Annotated in this window: 17 protein-coding genes; 16 read left to right on the forward strand and 1 reads right to left on the reverse strand. The window is 31.5% G+C overall.

The window, feature by feature from the left end; all coding sequences use genetic code 11:
• The first annotated feature begins 218 nt into the window (after window positions 1-218).
• The 5 genes from CLOTH_RS04120 to megL all read left to right on the forward strand — a co-directional run bounded on the left by CLOTH_RS04120 (window position 219) and on the right by megL (window position 5035).
• Entirely contained in the window at window positions 219-425 is a 207-nt protein-coding gene (locus CLOTH_RS04120; protein WP_079411488.1) for a small, acid-soluble spore protein, alpha/beta type, read from the forward strand.
• Window positions 412-1155, forward strand: coding sequence for a class I SAM-dependent DNA methyltransferase (locus tag CLOTH_RS04125; RefSeq protein ID WP_079411490.1), 744 nt, complete (start codon window positions 412-414; stop codon window positions 1153-1155). The genes CLOTH_RS04120 and CLOTH_RS04125 overlap by 14 nt, the downstream gene beginning before the upstream one ends.
• Before the next feature lie 62 nt (window positions 1156-1217).
• Window positions 1218-2099, forward strand: a complete 882-nt coding sequence (gene hslO / locus CLOTH_RS04130) for an Hsp33 family molecular chaperone HslO (protein ID WP_079411492.1) — start codon at window positions 1218-1220, stop codon at window positions 2097-2099.
• 4 nt (window positions 2100-2103) lie between these two features.
• The gene (locus CLOTH_RS04135) at window positions 2104-3672 is read left to right on the forward strand and encodes a sigma 54-interacting transcriptional regulator (protein ID WP_079411493.1); all 1569 of its coding nucleotides are present in this window, start codon (window positions 2104-2106) and stop codon (window positions 3670-3672) included.
• Between the two features lie 169 nt (window positions 3673-3841).
• Window positions 3842-5035 (forward strand): methionine gamma-lyase, encoded by a 1194-nt coding sequence (gene megL, locus CLOTH_RS04140; protein ID WP_079411495.1) that lies wholly within the window; start codon window positions 3842-3844, stop codon window positions 5033-5035.
• Window positions 5036-5166: 131 nt separating this feature from the next.
• Here the strand turns inward: megL and safA are convergent, their stop codons facing one another.
• Window positions 5167-5790 (reverse strand): SafA/ExsA family spore coat assembly protein, encoded by a 624-nt coding sequence (gene safA / locus CLOTH_RS04145; RefSeq protein WP_331722001.1) that lies wholly within the window; start codon window positions 5788-5790, stop codon window positions 5167-5169.
• A gap of 190 nt (window positions 5791-5980) precedes the next feature.
• Between safA and rpoN the strand changes: the two genes are divergently transcribed.
• The 11 genes from rpoN (at window position 5981) to CLOTH_RS04200 (ending at window position 18348) form a co-directional block, all read left to right on the forward strand.
• The gene (rpoN, locus tag CLOTH_RS04150; protein ID WP_331722008.1) at window positions 5981-7306 is read left to right on the forward strand and encodes an RNA polymerase factor sigma-54; all 1326 of its coding nucleotides are present in this window, start codon (window positions 5981-5983) and stop codon (window positions 7304-7306) included.
• A gap of 158 nt (window positions 7307-7464) precedes the next feature.
• The gene (locus CLOTH_RS04155; RefSeq protein ID WP_079411498.1) at window positions 7465-8487 is read left to right on the forward strand and encodes a sugar-binding transcriptional regulator; all 1023 of its coding nucleotides are present in this window, start codon (window positions 7465-7467) and stop codon (window positions 8485-8487) included.
• A gap of 48 nt (window positions 8488-8535) precedes the next feature.
• A complete protein-coding gene (gene gap / locus CLOTH_RS04160) occupies window positions 8536-9540 on the forward strand; it encodes a type I glyceraldehyde-3-phosphate dehydrogenase (protein WP_079411499.1) in 1005 nt (334 codons plus the stop codon).
• Between the two features lie 86 nt (window positions 9541-9626).
• Window positions 9627-10826, forward strand: coding sequence for a phosphoglycerate kinase (locus tag CLOTH_RS04165; RefSeq protein ID WP_408605808.1), 1200 nt, complete (start codon window positions 9627-9629; stop codon window positions 10824-10826).
• Between the two features lie 18 nt (window positions 10827-10844).
• Window positions 10845-11591: a triose-phosphate isomerase gene (gene tpiA / locus CLOTH_RS04170; protein ID WP_079411500.1), complete on the forward strand. Its 747-nt coding sequence runs from the start codon at window positions 10845-10847 to the stop codon at window positions 11589-11591.
• A 13-nt stretch (window positions 11592-11604) separates the two neighbouring features.
• Complete coding sequence (gene gpmI, locus CLOTH_RS04175) at window positions 11605-13131, forward strand: 2,3-bisphosphoglycerate-independent phosphoglycerate mutase (RefSeq protein ID WP_079411502.1); 1527 nt, start codon at window positions 11605-11607, stop codon at window positions 13129-13131.
• Between the two features lie 36 nt (window positions 13132-13167).
• Window positions 13168-14460 carry a phosphopyruvate hydratase gene (eno, locus tag CLOTH_RS04180; RefSeq protein ID WP_079411504.1) on the forward strand — a complete coding sequence of 431 codons (1293 nt, stop codon included), beginning with the start codon at window positions 13168-13170 and terminating at the stop codon, window positions 14458-14460.
• A 146-nt stretch (window positions 14461-14606) separates the two neighbouring features.
• On the forward strand, window positions 14607-14834 hold the full coding sequence (secG, locus tag CLOTH_RS04185; RefSeq protein ID WP_079411506.1) for a preprotein translocase subunit SecG: 228 nt from the start codon (window positions 14607-14609) through the stop codon (window positions 14832-14834).
• Between the two features lie 70 nt (window positions 14835-14904).
• Window positions 14905-16920, forward strand: coding sequence for a sodium-translocating pyrophosphatase (locus CLOTH_RS04190; protein ID WP_079411508.1), 2016 nt, complete (start codon window positions 14905-14907; stop codon window positions 16918-16920).
• A 146-nt stretch (window positions 16921-17066) separates the two neighbouring features.
• Complete coding sequence (locus CLOTH_RS04195) at window positions 17067-17462, forward strand: PspC domain-containing protein (protein WP_079411510.1); 396 nt, start codon at window positions 17067-17069, stop codon at window positions 17460-17462.
• A gap of 1 nt (window position 17463) precedes the next feature.
• Entirely contained in the window at window positions 17464-18348 is an 885-nt protein-coding gene (locus CLOTH_RS04200; RefSeq protein ID WP_079411512.1) for a LiaF transmembrane domain-containing protein, read from the forward strand.
• The last annotated feature ends 60 nt before the right edge of the window (window positions 18349-18408 follow it).

Raw genomic sequence — 18408 nt, forward strand, 5'->3', positions numbered from 1 at the left:
AGGCCCTAAGGGCCTTTTTATATTTGTATATATTTGTTAAAAGGGGGAGTGGGAAAATATTATAATATTATTTTATCATTTATTTAAGAAAAATCAATATGTTTAGATAAAAATGATGAAATAAATCGAAAAAAGCAGAAAGAGAATAAGAATAAAAAAATATTTGAAAGTTAAAAATCAAATATATATTCTAATATAAAAATCACGGAGGGATATTAATGTCTAAAAATAAAAAGAAGAAAATACTTACAGAAAATGATATAATGAAATACGAGATAGCAAATGAACTTGGGCTTATAGATAAGGTTAATGAACTTGGTTGGGGTGGTCTTACTGCTAAGGAAGCTGGAAAAATAGGAGGAATAATGACTTCTAAAAAGAAAAAGAAAGTAGAAAATAAAGGAGAAATCGATGAATCAATATGAAGATTTTGCATTTATATATGATGAACTTATGAATGAAGTTGACTATAATGAGTGGACAAACTACATAGAGAGTATATATAAAAAAGAAAATGTAAAAGTAAAGAACATATTAGAACTTGCATGTGGAACAGGAAACTTAACTATTCCTCTAGCTAAAAGAGGGTATAATGTAGTGGGTATAGATATATCTGAAGAAATGCTTAGTATAGCTAGAGAAAAAATAAATAAAGAAGGATTAGATATAGTTCTTTTGAATCAAGATATGACACAGCTTGATTTTGATGTGTATGATATGGATTGTGTTCTTTGTGGATGTGATGGATTTAATTATATATTAGATGATGTACAGCTTGAAGAATTGTTTATAAAAGTATATTCTATCTTAAAAGAAGAAGGTTTGTTTGTATTTGATATAAGCTCTTACTTTAAGTTATCAAACATTCTTCATAATAATACATTTGGAGAAAATAGAGAAGATATAGCATATATATGGGAAAACTACTTTGATGAAAATGAGAATCTGGTAGAAATGAATTTAGCATTCTTTGTTAAAGAAGATGACAAATTCAAGAGATTCGAAGAAACTCACTATCAAAGGGCATATACAAATGAAGAAATTGTGATGCTACTTAAAAATGCTAATTTTAAAGATATAAAGGTATATAAAGACTTCACATTCCAAAGAGATGATGGAGAAGGTGAAAGAGTATTTTTTATAGCTAAGAAATAATTAATTTATAACCCTGACATGTGTCAGGGTATTTGTTAGTTTACACTAAGGAGGTAATTTTTATGAAAGATTATGTAATAAGAGCAACCAATAAAGAACATACTATTAGAATTTTTGCTGCACTTACAACTGAAATGGTTGAAAATGCAAGAAAAACTCACAACACTACTCCAGTTGCAACTGCAGCTTTAGGAAGAACTCTTACGGCTAGTTCTATTATGGGGCTTATGATGAAGGGTGAAAAGGATAAATTAACTATAACTATAAAAGGTAATGGTCCTATTGGAAGTATCGTTACCGTTGCAAACTCAAAAGGAGTTGTGAAGGGATATGTTTCAAACCCTGATGTAGATGTGCCTTTAAAGTATGCTGGGAAGTTAGATGTTTCAGCTGCCGTGGGAAATACTGGAAGTATGACTGTTATAAAAGATTTAGGACTTAAAAAGCCTTACGTAGGAAAATATCAAATAGTTAGTGGTGAGATAGCTGAAGATTTTACAGCTTATTTTGCACATTCAGAGCAGCAACCGTCTGCTGTAGCTTTAGGGGTTTTAGTTGATGTTGATTATTCTGTTAAAGCTGCTGGAGGGTTTATAGTTCAGCTTATGCCAGATGCTAGTGAAGAAATTATATCAACTTTAGAGAAGAATTTATCTAATATGCTTCCAATATCTAAATTGATAGAAGAAGGAAAAACACCACAAGATATAGTCGCTATAGTTTTAGAAGGTATTGAATACGAAGTTTTAGAAAAACACAATGTTAGATTTGAGTGCGATTGTAATAGAGAAAGAATAGAGAAAGCTTTGATAACTTTAGGAAAAAACACATTAAATGAAATTTTAGAACAAGATAAGAAAGCTGAGATTTCATGTCATTTTTGTAATGAAAAATATGAATTTGATGAAGAAAATATAAAAACAATAATAAAAAACATGGGGTAAGCCTATGTATAGCTGTCTTAGATTAGAAATACTCACAGAAGATAGGATAGGTATGGCTCTTGACATACTAAAAGAAATATTTGCAATAAACATAAGTGTTACATCTACGGAGGTATTTCTAAAGAAGGTATATATAAAGATAGATAAAATAGATGAAAATAAAAAAGATATACTAATAAGAAATATACGGAATTTAAACGGTGTATTGAATATAAAAGAAATAAAACTAATGCCAAGTGAGGAACATGAGAGAAGAATATTAGCTTTTATAGATTCTGTTGAAGAAGGAATAATAGCTATAAATAAAACTGGACAAATAGAAATATTCAATAATTACTGTGAAAAAATATTTAACTATACAAAGGAAGAACTTGTAGGAAAGCATATAACTAAGCTTCTTTCAAGTGACGCTCCTATAATAAGTCTAATAAAAGAAGGTCAAAGTTATAACAATCTAGAAATGAAGATAAAAACGAAAAGAGGAGAAAGTCACTATTTAACAACTGGAAGAGCTATAAAAGATGATTATGGAAATATACTAGGAGCAGTAGCATCCATAAAAGATATAAACAAGGTTATAGAACTTGCAAATATAGTATCTAATACTGATGAGAGTGTATTTAAAGATGTTATTGGAAATAGTATTGAAATAAATAAAATAAAGGAACTGATTAAAGCTATATCAAGTGGTAACTCTATAGTTTTGTTAAGAGGAGAAAGTGGTACTGGTAAAGAAGTTTTTGCAAAGAGTATACACCTTTTAAGCAAAAGAAGTGACAAACCTTTTGTACCTGTAAACTGTGCAGCTCTTCCAGAACAGTTATTAGAAAGTGAACTGTTTGGGTATGAAGAAGGGAGTTTTACAGGTGCATTAAAAGGTGGAAAAAAAGGTCTTTTTAAAGAAGCTCAAGGTGGGACTATATTTTTAGATGAAATAGGGGAGCTTTCTATGGTTCTCCAAGCTAAACTTCTTCGAGTGCTTCAAGAGGGTAAAATAAGAAGAATTGGTAGTAGTGAAGAAGAAGATATAGATGTAAGAATTATAACTGCTACTAATAAAAATTTAGAAAAAATGATAAAAGATGGTACATTCAGAGAAGATCTTTATTACAGACTAAACGTAATACCTGTATATTTACCTCCTTTAAGAAGTCGTAAGGAAGACATACCTTTGCTAGTTAACTTCTTTATAGATAAACTAAATAAAAAGTTAGGTAAAAAAATTATCGGGTTTGATATGAAGTTTATAAATAAGCTGATGGAGTATGAATGGCCTGGAAATATAAGAGAACTTGAGAATGTAGTTGAGAGAGCTATGAACTTATGTGATGAAAAAATATTAAAATGTAAAGACCTTATGATAGACTTTACAAATGGAATTATAGAAAATAATAAAAATAAGTCATTAGGTGTAGACCTATTTCTATCTGATGTGGTTGAGTTAGCTGAAAAAGAAGCTATATTAGAAGCTTTGAAAAAATATAATACTATACGAAAAAGTGCTAAAGCACTAGGGGTATCCCATACAACATTAGTTAATAAGATAAGAAAATACGATATAAAATGGAAATAAAAATTTACATGTGGAAATAAAAATTTACAATATAAAAAAGATGTGGAAAGAAATTTTTCCACATCTTTTTTTGATTGTAATAAATATTGATAAATGCTTAACTTTTAGAATGGCATAAAACTTGCTTTAGTAAAATTGTAAAGAACTATATTTAGTGGGAGGTAAAAATATGAAAAACTTAAATAACAAAGGTTTTGCTACTAAAGCTATACACGCAGGATATACTAAGGACCCTGTATCAGGATCTTTAGCAACTCCTATATACCAAACTTCAACGTATATATTTGATAGTGCAGAGCAAGGGGGGAGGAGATTTGCACTAGAAGAAGGTGGATATATATATACAAGACTTGGAAATCCTACATTGACTCAACTTGAAGAAAAACTGGCTGCATTAGAGGGAGCTGAAGCTTCTATGGCTGTAGCTTCAGGTATGGGAGCTATAACATCTGCGTTATGGACTGCTTTAAGAGCTGGAGATCATATGATTGCAGATAAAACACTATATGGATGTACATATGCATATTTAAGTCATGGAATTACTAGATACGGTGTTGAAGTAACTTTTGTTGATACATCTAATCCTGATAATATAAGAAATGCAATGAAAGACAATACAAAAGTTGTATACATAGAAACTCCTGCAAATCCAAACTTAAAAATAGTAGATATAAAAGCTATAAGTGAAGCAACGCATGAAAAAGAAGGGTGTATTCTTGTTGTAGACAATACATTCTGTACTCCTTACCTTCAAAGGCCAATAGAACTTGGTGCTGATGTTGTAGTGCACTCTGCAACTAAATATCTAAATGGACACGGAGATGTTATAGCTGGATTCGTAGCAGGAAGTGCAGAATTCTTAACTCAAGTTAGATTATTTGGAGTTAAAGATATGACAGGAGCTTCGCTTAGTCCATTTGATGGGTATTTAATATTAAGAGGAATGAAGACTTTAGAACTTAGAATGCAAAGACACTGTGAGAATGCTCAAAAAGTTGCTGAGTTTTTAGAAACTCATCCTGCAGTAGAAACAGTTTACTACCCAGGTCTTGAAAGTCATCCTCAACATGAACTTGCTAAAAAACAAATGGATGGATTTGGAGGGCTTATAGCATTTGAAGTTAAAGGTGGAGTTGAAGCTGGTAAAAAGCTATTAAATTCACTAGAATTATGTAGATTAGCTGTAAGTTTAGGTGACACTGAAACATTAATTCAGCATCCAGCATCTATGACTCACTCTCCATATACAAGAGAAGAAAGATTAGAAGCAGGAATTAGTGATGGACTTGTTAGATTATCCGTAGGACTTGAGAATGTTGAAGATATAATAGAAGATTTAAAACAAGGATTAGATAGATTGTAAAAAACTCCCAAAAGGGAGTTTTTTTTATAATGAATAGGAAATTATAAACTTCTTGAATTGTGGATAATTTATAATTTTCGTTATGAATTTCAAAAAAGTCTACCTTTAAAATCTTTCAAAGAAAGACTTTTTTACGGTCTTATAAACATCTGAGTCCAATAAGGAACTCCGGATTTATTAACGGCATATCCAACACCTATTTGAGTGAAATTTGAAGATAATATATTTCTTCTGTGACCTTCAGAACCCATCCATGCATTTACAACAGCTTGAGCACTTCTCTGACCGTAAGCTATATTTTCTCCTGCAGCAGAAAACTTAATACCAAAGCTTTTTATCATATCAAAAGGACTTCCATATGTTGGAGATGTATGAGAAAAATAGTTCTTATCTATCATATCTTGAGATTTATATCTAGCAACTCTAGATAACTCCCAATTATGAGAAAGTGGAGGAAGATTATGCTTAGATCTTTCTATATTAACAAGTCTTATAACTTCTTGCTCCATAGCTTTAACATTATCTATATTTGGTATTGTAAGTTTATCTCCAGGATATATTAAATCAGGATTTTTTATGTGTGGATTTGCATTTATTATCTCTGAAAGACCTATTTGATATCTAACAGCTATTTTCCACATGCTATCTCCACTTACGACTGTATACACTGTGTCTGCAAATACCATATTCAAACTAGTCAAAGTGAAAAAAGAAATTAAAATCAAAGTGCATATCTTTCTTGAAAATGATTTCACAAAAATACCTCCTCATAATTTTATTTACAGTAACTTACAATAACATTATTTCCTTGAAGACGTATAAATATATTGGAAGATACAGTATATGTTAAAAATATATGGATATTAAAAACAAGCTAAAAAAGACTTTTTTTGATATAATGAATGTAAACACTATAAAATTAGAAAATGGTGATAGCTTGTGGATATGAAATTTTCCTTAGACTTAAAGCAAACACAAAAATTGACATTAACTAAAGAGTTGAAACAATCTTTAGATATTTTGAATATGAGCAGTATAGAACTTGAAGAAAAAATAATAAGAGAGAATGAACAAAATCCTTTGATGGATATTGAAAAAAATGAAAATATAGATTGGAATAGATATATAAATGATTTATCTAAAAAAAGTAAAATAGTAAGTAGTGTAGATACAAGCGATGAAAATTATAGTTTAGAAAATATTATCAATTACAATGTGACACTATATGATTATTTAAAAGAGCAAATAAGCTATATAAAACTCGATACAGAAAATAAAAAAATATTAGAGTATATAATAGACTCAATAGATGAAGATGGATATTTAAGAATTGATATAATAGATATACAAAAAGATCTTAATGTTGATAATGACGCAATACTAAAAAATATAAAACTTATTCATACACTAGACCCATCAGGAGTAGGAGCTAGAAATCTAGAAGAATGCCTTTTGATCCAAATTAAGCAATTAGGAATCGATAATAATGTCTTAGAAAAAATAATAGGCGAAGATTTGAATCTGCTAGCTAAAAAGAAATATAAAGAAATCTGTAAAAAATATAAAATAACAACAGAAGAACTTATGGAAATATGTGATATAATTAAAAAATTAGAACCAAAACCTGGAAGAAAATTTGATATACATAATAACACTTATATAGTACCTGATGTTATAGTTGAAAAATTAGGGGATAAATTTCTTGTCAGAATCAATGAAAAAAATATACCAAGAATACACATAAATAGTTTTTATGAAGAAGTTTTAAAAAATACTAAAGATGATGAAGCGAGAGAATATATAAAAGAAAAATTAAATAGTGCTATTACATTAATAAAAAATATAGAAAGTAGAAAAAATACAATACTCAAAGTATCTAATGAAATACTAAATAAACAGCTCGAATTTTTTAGGCATGGAAAAAAACATCTAAAACCTATGACGCTAAAAGATGTAGCTAATAATCTTAATATTCATGAATCGACAGTCAGCAGAGCTGTAAATGGAAAATATATACACACACCATATGGGCTATTTGAATTAAAATACTTTTTTAGCTCCCATTTAAAGGAAAATGAGGACATAGCTTCTACAAGTATAAAGAATATAATAAAGGATATAATAAGCCTTGAGAACAAGCGTAGCCCACACAGTGATGCAAAAATATGTAATATTCTCAAAGAGAAAAATATAAACATCTCAAGAAGAACTGTAGCTAAATACAGGGAAGAACTTGGGATAGAATCTTCCTCGAGAAGAAAAACTTTCTAATTTACACAAAAATAACTTGAAAAAAAATATATAGTATTATAAAATTAAAAATGTGGGACGCAAGCTTGATATAGGGCAATAAATGTCCCACAAAAAAATTGTCTCTTTGGGACATAAAACGCATACTGGGATAAAAACAACCCCAGGGGGATAAAGATATGAGAAAGTTAATAGAAATCCAAAAAAAACTAGTTCCAGAAATTTTAGAGGTAACAGAAAGAAGATATTCTATACTAAAACAAATATCATTAAATGAACCTATAGGTAGAAGAGCATTAGCTAATTTACTAGAACTAAGCGAGAGAACTACAAGATCTGAAATTGAGTTTTTAAAAAATCAAGGCCTTATAGAAGTTCAAGTATCTGGAATGACTATAAATCAAAATGGATTAGATGTACTTGATGATTTAAAAGAGCTAATGGATGAAGTTATGGGAATTTCGCATCTTGAAGAGCAAATTAAGCAAAAACTTAAAATAAAAAAAGTAATAATAGTTCCTGGAAATAGCGATGATAACAAAGCTGTTATAAAGGATATAGGGAAATCTACATACAAATATTTAATGAGCATCTTAAAAGATAATGTAATAATAGGAGTCACTGGTGGAAATACTATGTTTGAATTTGCACAGTGTTTGCCAGAGTTCAAAAAAGAAAAGAATATCTTAGTAGTTCCGGCAAGAGGTGGACTAGGTAGAGAAGTTGAAATTCAATCAAATACTATAGCCGCTACAGTAGGCAAAAAACTTTGTGGAAGCTATAGACTACTTCATGTTCCTGATAATGTAGGAAAAGATATAATGGAAAGTTTGATGAGTGAGCCAGATATTAATACCACATTAGAATATATAAAGAATGTCAATATATTAATATTTGGAATAGGAAAGTCAGAAGATATGGCTGAAAGAAGGAAGATGGATTTAGAAGGAATTAGACTTATAAATTCAAGAGGTGCAGTTGGGGAGGCTTTTGGACATTACTTTAATAGAAATGGAGAAAAAGTCTATGAAACTAGCACGATAGGAATAACTGTTGAGGACTTCAAGTCAATAGAAAATGCCATAGGTATAGCAGGTGGAAGTAAAAAAGCAGAAGCTATAATAGCTATATCTAAAGTAAAAAAAGATTTAGTATTGATAACAGATCAAGGTGCAGCAAACAAAATATTAGAGTTAATTTAGTTTAATTATATTAGTTTATATAAAATTAAAATTATAGGAGGAATAATCATGATTAAAGTTGCTATTAATGGTTTTGGAAGAATAGGAAGATTAGCATTAAGATTAATGCTAGATAAGCCTGAGTTTGAGGTTGTTGCAATAAACGACCTAACAGATGCTAAGACACTAGCACACTTATTCAAGTATGACTCAGCTCAAGGACGTTTCAATGGAGAAATAGAAGTTAAAGAAGGAGCATTCCTTGTAAATGGAAAAGAAATAAAAGTAACAGCTGAAAGAAATCCAGAGAACTTACCATGGGGAGAGCTAGGAGTAGATGTAGTACTTGAATGTACAGGATTCTTTACTTCTAAAGAAAAAGCAGAAGGTCATATAAAAGCTGGAGCTAAAAAAGTTGTTATATCAGCACCAGCAACAGGAGATCTTAAAACAGTTGTATTTAACGTAAACCACGAAATATTAGATGGTTCAGAAACAGTTATATCAGGAGCTTCTTGTACAACTAACTGTTTAGCTCCAATGGCTAAAGTTTTAGAAGATAGCTTTGGTATAACAAAAGGATTCATGACTACTATCCACGCTTACACAAATGATCAAAATACATTAGATGCACCTCACGGAAAAGGAGATCTTCGTCGTGCTAGAGCTGCAGCAGCTAATATAGTTCCAAACTCAACTGGAGCAGCTAAAGCTATAGGATTAGTTATACCAGAATTAAAAGGAAAATTAGACGGAGGAGCTCAAAGAGTTCCTGTAATAACTGGTTCTTTAACTGAACTTGTTTGTACATTAGGAAAGAAAGTAAGTGTAGATGAAGTAAATGCAGCTATGAAAGCAGCAGCTAATGAATCATTCGGATATACTGAAGAAGAATTAGTATCTTCTGATATAATAGGAATCCACTATGGATCATTATTTGATGCTACACAAACAAAAGTTATGGAAGTAAACGGAGAGCAATTAGTTAAAGTTGCAGCTTGGTATGATAATGAAATGTCATATACAGCTCAATTAATAAGAACTTTACAACACTTTGTAAATATTTCAAAATAATTACCTAAAATATAAGACACAAAATGGTCCGGGTTTTGTAGTGATTACTACGGGACCGGACTATTTTTATGAAAGGGGATTAATTTATGTCGATGTTTAATAAAAAAACAATAGAAGATATAGATGTAAAAGGTAAGAGAGTATTAGTAAGATGTGACTTTAACGTGCCGTTAAAAGATGGAGTTATAACAGATGAAAATAGACTTATAGGAGCACTTCCTACTATTCAATACTTAATAGAAAAAGGAGCTAAAGTAATTCTTTGCTCACATCTTGGAAAGCCAAAAGGAGAACCTAAACCAGAACTTTCTTTAGAACCAGTTGCTAAAAGACTTTATGAACTTTTAGGAAAGGCAGTTCATTTTGCTCAAGATGATAATGTAGTTGGAGAAAATGCTATAAAAGCAGTAGAAAATATGAAAGACGGAGATATAGTACTTCTTCAAAACACAAGATACAGGAAAGAAGAAACTAAAAATGAAGAAAACTTCTCTAAAGAATTAGCATCTTTAGCAGATATATTCGTAAATGATGCATTTGGTACAGCACATAGAGCTCACTGCTCAACTGTTGGAGTTACAGAATTTGTTGATACTTCTGTATGCGGATACTTAATTCAAAAAGAGCTTAAGTTTTTAGGTGAAGCTGTAGAAAATCCACAAAGACCATTTGTTGCTATCTTAGGTGGAGCTAAGGTTTCAGATAAAATAAATGTAATAAACAATTTACTTGAAAAAGTTGATACTTTAATAATAGGTGGAGGAATGGCTTATACATTCTTAAAAGCTCAAGGTTTCGAAGTAGGAAACTCATTAGTTGAAGAAGATAAACTTGACTACGCTAATGAAATGGTTAAGAAAGCTAAGGATAAGGGAGTTAATTTATTACTTCCAGTTGACCATATTACAGCCGACAAGTTTGCAGCTGATGCACAGCCTGTAACAACGGAAGATCAAAATATAAAAGATGGATATATGGGACTTGATATAGGACCGAAAACTAGTGAAATTTACTCAGATGCAGTAAAAAATGCTAAAACAGTTATATGGAATGGACCTATGGGAGTATTTGAATTTGAAAACTTCGCAAATGGAACTAAAGCTGTTGCTAAAGCTATGGCAGAGAGTGAAGCTACAACTGTTATAGGTGGAGGAGATAGTGCAGCTGCTGTAAACATATTAGGTTTTGGAGATAAAATGACTCATATTTCAACAGGTGGGGGAGCATCTTTAGAATTTTTAGAAGGTATACAGCTTCCAGGTATAGTTGCTTTAAATAACAAATAATTCTAAGGGGTGTTAAATATGAGAAAACCAATAATTGCTGGAAACTGGAAAATGCACAAAACTATAAAAGAAGCCGTAGAATTTGTAAATGAAGTTAAAGACAAAATAAACAATACTGATGTTGAAGCTGTGATATGTGCTCCATTTACTATGCTTACAGAACTTAAAAAAGCTACTGAAGGAACTAACATAAAATTAGCAGCTCAAAATATGCACTTTGAAGAAAATGGTGCATTCACAGGAGAAGTATCTCCTTTAATGCTTAAAGAGATAGGTATAGATTATGTGGTTATAGGACATTCTGAAAGAAGACAGTATTTTAATGAAACTGATGAAACTGTAAACAAAAAAACATTAAAAGCTATAGAGCATAACATAATGCCTATAGTATGTGTTGGAGAAACTTTAGAAGAAAGAGAAACTGACAAAACTAAAGATGTTGTAAAGGTTCAAGTTGAAGAAGCATTTAAAAGTGTATCTTCTGAAGATGCTAAGAAAGTAGTTATAGCATATGAGCCTGTTTGGGCGATAGGAACTGGTAAAACAGCAAGCAGCAAAGATGCTAATGATGTGATCGGATATATAAGAGAAGTAATAAAGAACATTTACAGTGAAGATGTATCAGAAGAAGTTAGAATACAGTACGGCGGAAGTGTAAAACCTAGCAATGTAGAAGAAATAATGAACGAAGACGATATAGATGGAGCTTTAGTTGGAGGAGCTAGCTTAAATCCAGCAGATTATGTAGAACTGGTTAATTTTTAAGGAGTGATTAAGTATGAAAAAACCTGTAGCCTTAATAATATTAGATGGTTGGGGCATCAGCAATTCTAAAACTGGAAATGCTATAAAGGAAGCAAATACTCCGAATTTTGATAAATATATTGCTACTTATCCAAATGTTGCAATAAAAACAAGTGGTATGGATGTTGGACTTCCAAATGGACAAATGGGAAATTCGGAAGTAGGACATTTAAACATAGGCTCAGGTAGAATAATTTATCAAGAACTTACTAGAATAACAAAGTCTATAGAAGATGGGGACTTCTTTGAAAATCCTGAACTGTTAAAAGCAGTTGAAAATGCAAAGAAAGAAGGAAACAATCTTCATGTTATGGGACTTTTATCAGATGGAGGAGTACACAGTCATATAGATCACCTAAAGGGTGTGCTAAGACTTGCTAAAAAAGAAGGCTTAAACAATGTGTATGTTCATGCATTTTTAGATGGAAGAGATACTCCACCAAGCAGTGCACTACAGTATATAGCTGAAATAGAAGAATATATGAATGAAATAGGAATAGGTAAAATAGCTACTGTTTCTGGAAGATACTATTCTATGGATAGAGATAAAAGATGGGAAAGAACAGAGCTTGCCTATAAAGCTATGGTAAATGGAGAAGGGCAAACTTGTGAAAGTGCACTAAAAGCAGTAAAGGATTCTTACGATAAAGGTCAAACTGATGAGTTTGTAGATCCTACTGTTATATTAGAAAATGGAAATCCAGTATCTAAAATAAAAGAAAATGATTCTATTATATTCTTTAACTTTAGACCTGACAGAGCTAGACAAATAACAAGAGCTATTGTTGATGAAGAGTTTAATGGATTTGAAAGAAAACACATTAAAACAGTTTTTGTATGTATGACTCAATACGATATAACTATTCAAAATGTACACGTTGCGTTTAGACCTGAGAAAATTACTAATACGCTTGGAGAGTATCTAAGCAAAAAAGGTATGAAGCAACTTAGAATAGCAGAAACTGAAAAATACGCTCATGTTACGTTCTTCTTTAATGGCGGAGTTGAGGAGGCAAATGAAGGCGAAGATAGAAAATTAATACCATCTCCGAAAGTTGCAACATACGATCTAAAACCAGAGATGTCAGCTTATGAACTTACAGAAGAACTTATAAACAAAATAGATGAAGATAAGTATGACTTTATAGTCTTGAACTATGCAAATCCTGATATGGTAGGTCATACAGGAGTTATAGATGCAGCTGTTAAAGCTGTAGAAGCTGTAGACGATTGCTTAGAAAAGGTAGTTCAAAAGATAGTTTCATTAGGTGGAAGTGTTATAATAACTTCAGATCATGGAAATGCAGAAGAAATGCTAAATGAAGCTGGAGAGGTTGTAACAGCTCATTCAACTAATGAAGTTCCATGTATAGTTGTAACTAATGAGAGTGTTAAACTAAGAGAAGGTGGAAGACTTTCTGATTTAGCACCTACAGTATTAGATATAATGGGACTTGATAAGCCAATTGAAATGACAGGACAAAGTTTAATAATAAAATAATTAATATAAAAACATAAAAAGAGAGGAGCAACAAATATGACAACAATTCAAGATGTATTTGCTAGAGAAATATTAGATTCAAGAGGAAACCCAACTGTAGAGGTTGAAGTTATATTAGAAGATGGAGTAATGGGTAGAGCTGCTGTTCCATCAGGAGCATCTACAGGAGCTTTCGAAGCAGTTGAGTTAAGAGATGGAGAAAAGGATAGATACTTAGGTAAAGGTGTTCAAAAAGCTGTTAACAATGTTAACGAAATAATAGCTCCAGAACTTGTTGGTATGGACGCATTAGATCAAGTAGGAATAGACAAATTATTATTAGAACTTGATGGTACTAAAAACAAAGGAAAATTAGGAGCAAATGCTATACTAGGAGTATCTATGGCTGTTGCAAAAGCTGCAGCAGAAGCTTTAGGAATGCCACTTTTCCAATATATTGGTGGAGTAAATGCTAAGCAACTTCCAGTTCCTATGATGAATATATTAAATGGTGGAGCTCATGCAGATAACAATGTAGACATTCAAGAATTCATGGTAATGCCAGTTGGAGCTAAGTCATTTGCAGAAGCTCTAAGAATGGGAGCTGAAATATTCCACAACTTAAGAACTGTATTAAAAGGAAAAGGATTAAACACTGCAGTAGGTGACGAGGGAGGATTTGCTCCAAACCTTGGATCAAATACAGAAGCGTTAGAAGTTATAGTAGAAGCTATTAAAAACGCTGGATATGAGCCAGGAGTAGATGTTAAACTTGCACTTGACGTTGCTGCTACAGAATTATACAACAAAGAGAAAAATGCATATGTTCTTGAAGGAGAAGGAAGAGAATTAACTTCAGCTGAAATGGTAGATTTCTATGCTGAATTAGTATCTAAATTCCCAATTGTATCTATAGAAGATGGATTAGATGAAGAAGATTGGGATGGTTGGAAATTACTTACTGATAAATTAGGAGACAAAGTACAATTAGTAGGAGACGATTTATTCGTTACAAATACTGAAAGATTAAGAACAGGAATACAAAATAAAACTGCTAATGCTATACTAATAAAACTTAATCAAATAGGTACAATAACAGAAACTCTAGATGCTATAGAAATGGCAAAAAGAGCTGGATACACAGCTGTTATTTCTCACAGATCAGGAGAAACAGAAGATGCTACAATAGCAGATTTAGCAGTTGCTGTTAATGCAGGACAAATCAAAACAGGTGCTCCATCTAGAACAGATAGAGTTGCTAAATACAACCAGTTATTAAGAATAGAAGAAATAATAGGTGAAGTAGCACAATATCCAGGAATGGAAGCATTCTACAATATAAAGAAATAATTTACAGAAAATAGAATAAATTAAAATATACATGGGCAGAATAAAGCGATGTAAATAGCTTTGTTTTGCCTTGTTTTTCTGTTGATTTATGGGTATTGATGTGTTAAAATAGGTATGTTGATTTTGTTGATAAAGGGGGGTATACAGTGAGGACATTTCTAATGGTAATACAGCTAATAACTAGTATAGTTTTAATAGCTAGTGTATTGTTACAATCTGGAAAAGGTTCTGGAATGTCAGAGGCATTTGGTGGAAATTCAAATCAAATGGCAGCAAGTAGAGGAAGAGGAACGGATGCTATACTTGCAAAAGTAACATCTGTTTGTGCGACACTATTTATAGTAGTTGCTATAGCACTTGTCGCAATACAATAGTGAGTTATCCCATTAAATTGGGATTTATTATTTAAATGCAAAAACAAAAATTAATAGAGGAGGAAAAAACATGAACTACACAATTTTAGCACCTGTAGTTGGCCTTGTTGCTTTATTGTTTGCTTATACATTAACAAGCAAAATAAATAAAGTTGACGTTGGCAATGATAGAATGAAAGAAATTTCTTCTTACATACATGAAGGTGCGATGGCATTCTTAACTAGAGAGTACAAAACTCTTGTACCATTCATTGCAATCTTATTTGTTGTTTTAGCAGCTGGAATCAACGTAATGACAGCTATTTGTTTCTTAGTAGGAGCTTTATTCTCAACACTTGCAGGATTCTTTGGAATGAAAGTTGCTACAAAAGCTAACGTTAGAACTGCTAATGCAGCTAAAGAAGGCGGAATGAACAAAGCTTTAGACGTTGCTTTCTCAGGTGGAGCAGTAATGGGTATGTCAGTTGTTGGTCTTGGATTACTAGGAGTAGGGCTATTATATTTCATTCTTACTAATATGGGATATGATCCAAGTGTAGCAGCTAATATATTAACAGGTTTTGGACTTGGAGCTTCATCACTAGCACTATTTGGACGTGTTGGTGGAGGTATATATACAAAGGCTGCAGACGTTGGTGCAGACCTTGTTGGTAAAGTTGAAGCAGGAATACCAGAAGATGACCCAAGAAACCCTGCTGTTATAGCAGATAACGTTGGAGACAACGTTGGAGACGTTGCTGGTATGGGTGCAGACCTTTTCGAATCATATGTAGGATCAATAATATCATCAGTGACTTTAGGTTTAATAGCTTACGGAGTAAATGGAGCAGCATTCCCATTAGCTTTAGCTGCTGTAGGAATAGTAGCTTCTATAATAGGAACTTTCTTTGTTAAAGGTGATGAAAATTCAGATCCTCACAAAGCTTTAAAAATGGGTACTTATGTATCAGGTATAATAACAGTAGTAGTAGCATTTGTTTTATCTAGACAATTATTAGGAAATCTACAAGGGTTCTGGGCAATAGTAATAGGACTTGCTGTAGGTATGATAATAGGACAATTAACAGAAGTATATACATCTGGAGAATATTCTCACGTTAAAAAGATAGCTGATCAATCAGAGACTGGACCAGCTACTACAATAATTTCAGGACTTGCTGTAGGTATGGTTTCTACTGCATGGCCGATATTAGTTTTAGCAATAGGTATATTATTAGCTTATGGTGTTGCAGGACTTTACGGTATAGCTATAGCAGCAGTTGGAATGCTTGCTACTGCAGGTATGACAGTTGCAGTTGACGCTTACGGACCTATAGCAGATAATGCTGGTGGTATAGCAGAAATGTGTGAACTTCCAAAAGAAGTTAGAAAAGTTACTGATAAGCTAGATGCTGTTGGTAATACTACAGCTGCAATCGGTAAAGGATTTGCAATAGGATCAGCTGCTTTAACAGCTCTTGCACTATTTGCATCTTATACTGCAGCTGCTAATTTATCATCTATAAACTTAACAAGCCCAGCTGTTATAGCAGGTATGTTAATAGGTGGAATGCTTCCATTCTTATTCTCAGCTATAACTATGGAAGCAGTTGGTAAAGCTGCATTCCAAATGATAGAAGAAGTTAGAAGACAATTTAGAGAAATACCAGGAATAATGGAAGGTAAAGGAAAGCCAGATTACGCAAGATGTGTTGATATATCAACTGGAGCAGCATTAAAAGAAATGAGAATCCCAGGATTCTTAGCAGTATTATCTCCTTTAGCTACAGGATTATTACTTGGAACTGAAGCATTAGGTGGATTACTTGCTGGATCATTAGTATCAGGAGTTCTTATGGCTATAATGATGGCTAACGCTGGTGGAGCATGGGATAATGCTAAGAAGTATATAGAAGAAGGACATCACGGTGGAAAAGGTAGCGATCCTCACAAGGCTGCTGTTGTTGGAGATACTGTAGGTGACCCATTCAAAGATACTTCTGGACCATCTATAAATATATTAATTAAGCTTATGACAATAGTTGCATTAGTATTCGCTCCATTATTTGTTCAATATGGTGGAATGCTACTAAAATTCTTTGAATAAAAAATAAAAGCTTCTGGGTTATAACCCAGAAGCTTTTTTCGTTAAATTTAATTATAGAAATACTACATTTAGTAGTATAATAGTATTAATACAAGTAGAATATATTGGAAAGTAACATATAGTTAATATAGAAAGGAGAGATATATATGCAAAAGCAGATATATAAATCAAATCAAAATAAAATTATAGGTGGAGTATGTGGAGGTATAGCAGAATACTTCGAAATAGATCCTACGCTAGTTAGATTGTTTTGGGTCTTAATTTCTACTATGGGAGTAGGGGTAGGAGCATATATTATATGTCTTATAATAATACCAGAAAGAAAAGATGCTAGTGCATTGGTTAAAGAAAATGAGTATAAAAAGGAATATAATGGTCAAAATGATAAAAATAGGATTTTATTTGGAGCAGTGTTAATTTTTTTAGGTATAGGATTTATGAGTAGAAGATATTTAGGGTGGATAGATTTTAAAAGTCTAATTCCAGTTATAATGATATGTGCAGGTGCTTTTCTTATATTAAAAAAGGAAGGGGATAAGTAACTTGAACAAAAATAATTCATCTTTAGGTATATTCCTTGTTATGTTAGGTGGATTTTTGATACTTAAAAATTTAAATATTATTACTTGGTCTATAATACCAGGAATATTTGATCTTTGGCCGATTGTATTAGTTATAATTGGGATAAATATAATATTTAACAAAAATAAAATGATAAATACTATAAGCTGGATTTTATTTTTTTTGATTCTTGTAGCTTACGGCTACATACAGGAAGAAAAATATATAAATATGAATGCTATGGGCAACGAAAGCATAATTATAGAGAATAAGTTAGATGTAGAAAATGGGAGTTTAGATTTAAAGCTTGGTGCAGTGAATTTAGATATAGATTCAACTGAAAGTGTACTAGTTAAGGGGTATGTTCCAAAAGGAAGAGTAGATTATAATGTGGATTTTAAAAATGATAATAAAAGAGCTATAGTAAGCTTTGAGGAAAATAATAATTTGAATATGTACAATAGAATAAGAGAAAAAGACTATATGTTTTATATAAATGAAGATATATTATGGAATATAGATGCTAAGATAGGGGCTGCAAATTCAAAGTTTGATCTTAGTAATTTAAAAGTAAAAGATTTAAATATAGATTCAGGTGCTGGGAACTTTAAGTTAATATTAGGAGATAAATTATACAATAATAATATTAATATAAATATGGGTGCAGGTAATATAGAAATTTTTACAAAAGAAGATTTAGGACTTAAAGTAGATTTTAAGGGTCTTGTTAAAGATATAGAATTGCCAAATTCAAATTGGGAAAAATTTGATACCTATTATTTGTCCCCAAACTATAATACTTCACAGAAAAAAGTAAATATAGATATTAAAATGGGAGCTGGAAATATTAAAGTGATTGAAAAATAATATAAATTAATTTAGAAATGGATAAAATATATACATTAAATATATGTTTTAATATACACC

The sequence above is a fragment of the Alkalithermobacter paradoxus genome, assembly GCA_002029295.1.
GTDB classification, from domain to species: domain Bacteria; phylum Bacillota; class Clostridia; order Peptostreptococcales; family Peptostreptococcaceae; genus Alkalithermobacter; species Alkalithermobacter paradoxus.